This window comes from Hyalangium sp., assembly GCF_035629615.1.
In the GTDB taxonomy this organism is placed as follows: domain Bacteria; phylum Myxococcota; class Myxococcia; order Myxococcales; family Myxococcaceae; genus Hyalangium.
The window spans coordinates 21048-27795 of the sequence record NZ_DASPHO010000151.1; the positions used below are offsets into that span (position 1 = coordinate 21048).

At 67.3% G+C, this 6748-nt stretch carries 7 protein-coding genes; 3 read left to right on the plus strand and 4 right to left on the minus strand.

What is annotated here, in order from left to right; genetic code table 11:
* Positions 1-19 precede the first annotated feature (19 nt).
* Positions 20-700, plus strand: coding sequence for a hypothetical protein (locus VD972_RS07815; RefSeq protein ID WP_324983121.1), 681 nt, complete (start codon positions 20-22; stop codon positions 698-700).
* Between the two features lie 22 nt (positions 701-722).
* On the opposite strand, the gene rfbC is transcribed toward VD972_RS07815, so the two are convergent.
* The 4 genes from rfbC to rfbB are packed head-to-tail and all read right to left on the minus strand — an operon-like array spanning position 723 to position 4105.
* Positions 723-1277, minus strand: a complete 555-nt coding sequence (rfbC, locus tag VD972_RS07820; protein WP_324983124.1) for a dTDP-4-dehydrorhamnose 3,5-epimerase — start codon at positions 1275-1277, stop codon at positions 723-725.
* Positions 1274-2155 carry a glucose-1-phosphate thymidylyltransferase RfbA gene (gene rfbA, locus VD972_RS07825; protein WP_324983127.1) on the minus strand — a complete coding sequence of 294 codons (882 nt, stop codon included), beginning with the start codon at positions 2153-2155 and terminating at the stop codon, positions 1274-1276. Before rfbA ends, rfbC begins: the two co-directional genes overlap by 4 nt.
* Positions 2155-3066 (minus strand): SDR family oxidoreductase, encoded by a 912-nt coding sequence (locus VD972_RS07830; RefSeq protein WP_324983130.1) that lies wholly within the window; start codon positions 3064-3066, stop codon positions 2155-2157. Before VD972_RS07830 ends, rfbA begins: the two co-directional genes overlap by 1 nt.
* A 19-nt stretch (positions 3067-3085) precedes the next feature.
* On the minus strand, positions 3086-4105 hold the full coding sequence (gene rfbB / locus VD972_RS07835) for a dTDP-glucose 4,6-dehydratase (RefSeq protein WP_324983134.1): 1020 nt from the start codon (positions 4103-4105) through the stop codon (positions 3086-3088).
* A gap of 114 nt (positions 4106-4219) precedes the next feature.
* Here rfbB and VD972_RS07840 point away from each other — a divergent pair, with 114 nt between their 5' ends.
* Positions 4220-5854, plus strand: a complete 1635-nt coding sequence (locus tag VD972_RS07840) for a glycosyltransferase (RefSeq protein ID WP_324983140.1) — start codon at positions 4220-4222, stop codon at positions 5852-5854.
* Positions 5844-6317, plus strand: coding sequence for a hypothetical protein (locus tag VD972_RS07845; RefSeq protein ID WP_324983137.1), 474 nt, complete (start codon positions 5844-5846; stop codon positions 6315-6317). Before VD972_RS07840 ends, VD972_RS07845 begins: the two co-directional genes overlap by 11 nt.
* Positions 6318-6748 lie beyond the last annotated feature (431 nt).

A 6748-nucleotide genomic window follows, 5' to 3' on the forward strand; every position in this document is an offset into this window, starting at 1 on the left:
TGAGCAGGAGGAGCGAGCCATGAACAAGATTCATCCGACGGTCATCATCGAAGGGGACGTCAAGCTCGGAGAGGGCAACGAGATCCTGCCCTACACCGTCCTCACCGGCCCGCTCACGATCGGGGACAACAACCTCATCGGGCCCCAGACGGTGATCGGCTCGCCCGGGGAGGACACGAAGAATCCTCGGCACGACGCCTCGCGCAACCCCATCGTCATCGGCAGCAACAACATCATCCGCGAGCACGTCGCCATCCAGAAGCCCTGCTACGAGGACATCACCCGGCTGGGGGATCACGTCTTCGTGATGCACGGCGCCCACATCCCGCATGACGCCATCCTCGAGGACCACGTCGTGGTGACTCCACTGGCGGTCGTCGGCGGCATCTCCAAGATCCTGAAGGGCGCAAACCTCGGCATGGGGTGCACCATCCACCAGTACTCGGTGGTGGGGCAGTACTCGATCGTCGCCACGAACGCGGCCGCGGTGAAGAACATCAAGCCCTTCTCGCGCTACATCCCGGGCAAGCCCATCAGCGTCAACGCCTACGCCATCAAGAAGTATGGCTTCGAGGCCTTCGCCGAGGAGATCACCCAGTACGTGCTCCACGGCCAGCAGCCGAAGAGCGATCAGGTCCTCGCGGTGACCGAGCACTACGAGAGGCTCCACAAGAACTCGAAGCGCGAGCAGTACGAGTAGCTCGGGCCTGGGACACCTGCACTCAGCGGGTGTACGCGGGCAGCGCGTTCACGTCCTTGAGGCGCGGCGCGGCGGAGTCCTTGGCGGACAGCTTCGGCGCCTCGGAGATCGGCCACTGGATGGCCAGATCCGGATCGTTCCACGCCACGGAGTGCTCATGCTCCGGGGCATAGAGCGCGGTGCACTTGTACTGGAAGTCCGCGGACTCGGAGATGACGAAGAAGCCGTGCGCGAAGCCCGGCGGCACCCAGAACTGGCGCTTGTTCTCCGCGGACAGCTCCACGCCCACCCACTTGCCGAACGTGGGCGAGCCGCGGCGGATGTCCACTGCCACGTCGAACACCGCGCCCGCCACCACCTGGACCAGCTTCCCCTGCCCTTGCGGCTCCTGGTAGTGCAGCCCGCGCAGCGTCCCCTTCACCGAGCGCGAGTAGTTGTCCTGCACGAAGGGGCCCTGGATGCCGGCGTCCGCGTAGCGCTGGGAGTGGTACGTCTCCAGGAAGAAGCCGCGCGCGTCTCCGAAGACCTTCGGCTCGAGGATGAGGACGCCGGGGATCTCCGTGGGGGTGACCTTCACGGCACCGCTCCCCTGTTCTCGATGAGGGCCAGCAGGTACTGGCCATACTCGTTCTTCTTCATGGGCTCGGCCATGGCCGCCACCTGGGCCGCGGTGATGTAGCCCATCCGGTAGGCGATCTCCTCAGGGCAGGCCACCTTGAGCCCCTGCCGGTGCTCAATGATCTCGATGAAGTTGGAGGCCTCGATCAGCGACTCGTGGGTGCCGGTGTCCAGCCATGCGTAGCCGCGGCCCATCAGCTCCACGTGGAGCTGCCCGCGCCGCAGGTACTCGGCGTTCACGTCGGTGATCTCCAGCTCGCCGCGCTTGGAGGGCTTGAGGTTGGCCGCGATGTCCAGCACCTGCTGATCGTAGAAGTACAGGCCCGTGACGGCGTAGTTGGACTTGGGCTTCGCCGGCTTCTCCTCGATGCTCAGCGCGCGGTTCTGAGCGTCCATCTCCACCACGCCGTAGCGCTCCGGATCCTTCACGTAGTAGCCGAAGACCGTGGCTCCCTGGGGCCGCTTCGCCGCGTGCTGCACCATGTCGCTGAGGCCGTGGCCGTAGAAGATGTTGTCGCCGAGGATGAGGCACGAGGGCTCATTGCCCACGAACGGCCGGCCGATGATGAACGCCTGGGCCAGCCCCTCGGGGCGCGGCTGCTCGGCGTACTCGAAGCGGACGCCCCACTGCTCCCCGCTGCCGAGCAGCTCGCGGAAGCGCGGCAGATCCGTGGGCGTGGAGATGATGAGGATCTCCCGGATTCCCGCCAGCATCAGCGTGGTGACGGGGTAGTAGATCATCGGCTTGTCGTAGACGGGCAGGAGCTGCTTGCTGACGACACGGGTCAGCGGGTACAGGCGCGTGCCCGAGCCACCGGCGAGAACTATGCCTTTCATCATCCACCTCGAGAGGGTGTGGGTGCGGACTTCCACGCCGCATGGAACCGAGTGAGCGACTCGGACAGGGACAGCGGTTGGGCCGAGAGCTGGCTGCGCGCCTTGTCCACCTTCAGCCCGCTGTGCAGCGGACGGGGGCTGGGCAATTTCAGATCTGCCAGCTTGGAGGGCGTGATGACGCTCGAATCGAACCCGAACACTTCACAGAGCGCCCGGCCGAAGGTGACTCGGTTGACGACCTCGCCGCCGCAGGTGTTCCAGGTACCGCCCAGCTTGCGCTCGCCCAGCTCCACCAGCATCGCCGCCACGCTGTCCGCGAAGGTGGGCGAGACGAACTGATCCTCGAAGAGCTTGAGGGGCTGCTTCTTCTCCAGGGCGCTCACCAGCCACGCGCCGAAGTTGAGGCGGCCCGCGGGCGGCCAGCCGTACACCACCGCCGTGCGAGCGATCGCGCACCCGGGGGCCAGCACGCGCGCGGCCTGCTCGCCCATGTGCTTGGTGATGGCGTAGACGCCGCGCGGGTTGGGCAGGGCCTCCTCGTCATACGGCCCGTGGTCCCCGTCGAAGACGTAGTCCGTGGAGACGTGGACCAGGTGCGCACCCACCCTCCGAGCGCCCTTGGCCACCGCGGCCGTCGCGGTGACATTGGCGGCGTAGGCCTGCTCGGGGTTCTTCTCGCACGCATCCACCTCCGTCATGGAGGCGGGGTGGATGATGACCTCGGGGGAAGAGGACTCGATGGCGGTGAGGACGTCCGCCTCGAGGGTGAGCTCCACGGGGAGGTAGAGGTAGGAGCCTGCCGTGCGCCGGCCGCCACGGCCGAGCCCCACCACCTCGTGCCCGCGCTCCTCCAGGAGGGCGCAGATGCGGCTGCCGACCAGCCCGTTGGAACCCGTGACGAGGAAGCGCATGCGAGTGCTCCGGCCAGTGCTAGCCCTTGAGGCGGGCGCGGTACTGGCTCTCGAAGTATTGGCGGTAGGCGCCGCTCATCACCCGCTCCCACCACGCGGAGTTGTCCACGTACCACTTCACCGTCTCGGCCAGGCCCTGCTCGAAGGTCTGCGCGGGTGTCCACCCGAGCTCGGCCTTGCTCTTCGACGGATCGATGGCGTAGCGACGATCGTGCCCAGGGCGATCCTTGACGTACTTGATGAGGGACTCGGGCTTGCCCACCAGGCCGAGGATCGCCTTGACGATCTCGATGTTCTTGCGCTCGGCGCCACCGCCGATGTTGTAGACCTCGCCGGCCTTGCCCTTCTCCAGCGCGGTGACGAGCGCGGAGCAGTGGTCCTCCACGTGGAGCCAGTCGCGCACGTTGGCGCCATCGCCGTACACGGGCAGCGGCTTGTCGTGCAGCGCGTTGACGACCATGAGGGGGATGAGCTTCTCGGGGAACTGGTAGCGCCCGTAGTTGTTCGAGCAGCGGGTGACGACGACGTCCAGGCCGAACGTATGGTGGTAGGCCAGGGAGACGAGGTCCGCGCTGGTCTTCGAGGCGGAGTACGGGCTGGAGGGCTGGAGCGGGGACTGCTCGGTGAAGGCGCCGGTGGGACCGAGCGAGCCGTACACCTCGTCCGTGGAGACCATGAGGAAGCGCTTCAGGCCCCGCGAGCGAGCCGCCTCGAGCAGCCGCTGGGTGCCGAGCACGTTGGTGGCAACGAAGACCTCGGGGCCGAGGATGGAGCGATCCACATGGCTCTCAGCGGCCAGGTGCATGATGGCGTCGATGGAGTGCTGCACCATCAGGTGCTCGACGAGCTCCGGGTTGCCGATGTCACCCCGGACGAAGACGTGCTGGGGATCCCCCTCCAGCTCCGAGAGGTTCTCGAGGTTGCCCGCATACGTGAGCTTGTCGAGATTGACGACCTTCCACTCGGGCCGGTGCTTGCGGATGTACTTGACGAGGTTGGAGCCGATGAACCCGCAACCGCCAGTAACCAGGACGTTCATTTCGACTTACTCTGAATAATCGAGGGATGCGGAGTGGCTATCGGATCGGCCCCATCCCGTCAAGGTTACCTTGTGCGAGCGGCAGTCCGAGGATAGAGGCGGCACTCTACCGTGATGCGTCGGAAAAGCAGGCATCCCAGCGGACCTTCGCCCGCCCGGGCCGTCCACCAGCTCCTGCCTCGGCTCTCCTGGGGTGACGCTGTGGGCAATCAGGTGCGCTACCTCCAGGGGCTCCTGAGGGCGTGGGGCTACACGTCGGAGATCTACGCGAGCCAGTGGGACGAGGAGTGTCGCGAGCAGGTACGGCCAGCGGAAGCCTGGGGCAAGGAGGCGGACGAGGACTCGGTGCTCCTCATCCACCACAGCTTCGAGTCCCGGCTGGTGCCGCTGATCGCGCGAGGGCCTGGACGCAAGGCGCTCGTGTACCACAACGTCACGCCCGCCCAGCTCTTCGAGGGCTTCGATCGGAAGGTGGCGGCGGCGTGCGAGGCGGCGCGGGAGGAACTGCTGGCCCTGCGGCCGCTGGTGGAGGCGGCATACGCCTATTCGCACTTCAGTGCCGAGGAGCTGACGGCAGGGGGGTTCCCCCGGGTGTCCGTGCTGCCCTTCGCGTTGGACTGGAGCGCCTTCCACGCGCCGCCCGATCCCACCTTCCAGGCGGAGTTCGATGACGGCTGCGTCAACCTCCTCTTCGTGGGGCGGGCCGTGCCGAGCAAGCAGCTGGACGACGTAATGCGCGTCTTTGCGGCGTACCAGCGGCTCTACCAGCCGCGCAGCCGGCTGCTCATCGCGGGCTACCTCAACCGGGAGACGCCTTATGGAACGTACCTGCATGGGGTGAAGGAGCTGCTGGGGGCGGAGCGCATCCACCTCCTGGGGAGGGTGAGCGCCTCGCAGCTCTCGGCGTGCTATGCGGTGGCCACCGCGTATCTCTCGATGAGCCGGCACGAGGGCTTCGGTGTGCCGCTGCTGGAGGCCATGGAGCGTGGAGTGCCCGTCGTGGCCTACGGCGCGGCGGCGGTGCCAGAGACGATGGGCGGAGCGGGGCTGGCCACGCGGACGAGAGATCCTGTGGAGGTGGCGCAGCTGCTCGCGGTGCTGGAGCGAGAGCCTCAGCTGCAGCGGAAGATCGTCGCCAGGCAGCGGGCGCGGCTTGCTTCGCTAGAGCAGGAAGCGGTGGCCGAGCAGGTCCGGGAGGGGCTGCGTCCCTTCCTGGAGGGCTCGCGGGTGGCTCCGCCGGAGGCTCCTGCCGCCGCCAGTGTGGAGCTCGTGTGCCCGGGATACGTGAGCCACCCACGGGCCCCCGCTTCGCTCCTTGCGCGAAAGCTGGCCGAGCAGCTCCCCGAGGCTCGCGTGCTGGCCCTGAGCCCTGCCACTCCCCTGCTCTCCACGAGCCCTCGGGTGGACCGGAGCGGAAGCACGCCCATCTGGCACTTCAGCCCTGACCAACCGCTGCCCGCCTCTGCGTCGGAGGCCCTCCCGCTGCCAGGCTCGTCCTCGCTGGAGATGGCCGTGCGGACCTCGGCCGTGAAGACCGTGTTCCTCGATGCGGGAACGAGCGTAGCTCGAGGTGTGCTCCCTCACGTCCAGTCGCGTGCGTGGGCCCTTCATGAGGCCACGGCGCCGGTGCCAACCGAGGCCCGGGGTCTCGGAGAGCGGCTCATCGCTTATGATGCCGGACAAATGGAGGCGGCCGTCCACCGGCTGGTGGAGTCTCTGCGCCTCTCAGGAGCCACCCATGCGCGCTGAAGAACTCTTCACGGATCCCGCCCTCGCGGCGAAGGTGGCAGCCGCCACGGAGCGACTCCCTGCGCCCTCGTCCGAGGATCGCGAGGCCCTGCGCACCATGCTGGAGCGGACGGAGCGGGTGCCCACGGAGGCCCAGTGGCCGCCGATCCTCGAGACGCCGCGCCAGAAGAAGGACTCGCGCTATGCGGATCCGCCCACGTCGCACCGTCCCGTGGTGGGACCGGCGCTGGTGCTGGCCAAGCGTGCCTTCCGTGGGGTCTTCCAGCCGTTCATCAACGAGGTGATGCGCAAGCAGGTGGAGTTCAACGAGGCCATCCTGGACTCGTTGGCGCTCATCTACGAGCAGCAGAGAGAGAACGCGCGCACACAGGCCGCATGGCGCAAGGAGCTCACCGAGCGGCTCGCCCGGATCGAGCAGGCCTCGGACCGCAAGCCACGCTCCCCACCCCGAACGAAGCGCTGACTCCACTCCACTCCTACAATCCGCTCCCCTCTCGGAGCTCAGTCCAACCTACAGAGGAAGGCGGATGATCGATGCGTCCCAGGGGAAGGGGTATGTATCTGGGGCTGCTGATCAGACCCAAGGTGGCGTAGGAAGTGGCCCACACGAAGGGCAGCGATCAGGCGTTCGCAGAGGCACGGCGCAAGGCGTACTACCCACGCGACACCTGAGTGCGTGGGGCTCCCAGTCATCGTCGTGGCATGAGGGCCTGCCCACCCCTGACGCGGTGCCCCTGGGAGGGGGAGCGGCACCCGGTGGACGGAACACCCGGTGGGAGTCCTCCTCCTCCGCATGGCACGAACCTGTATGACAAGCAGTCCGGCTCAGGGAGGCCGAGTCCGACCGGAGCCCACTTGTGGATTGAGGCACAGAGCTTGGGTGGCCTTGAGGTG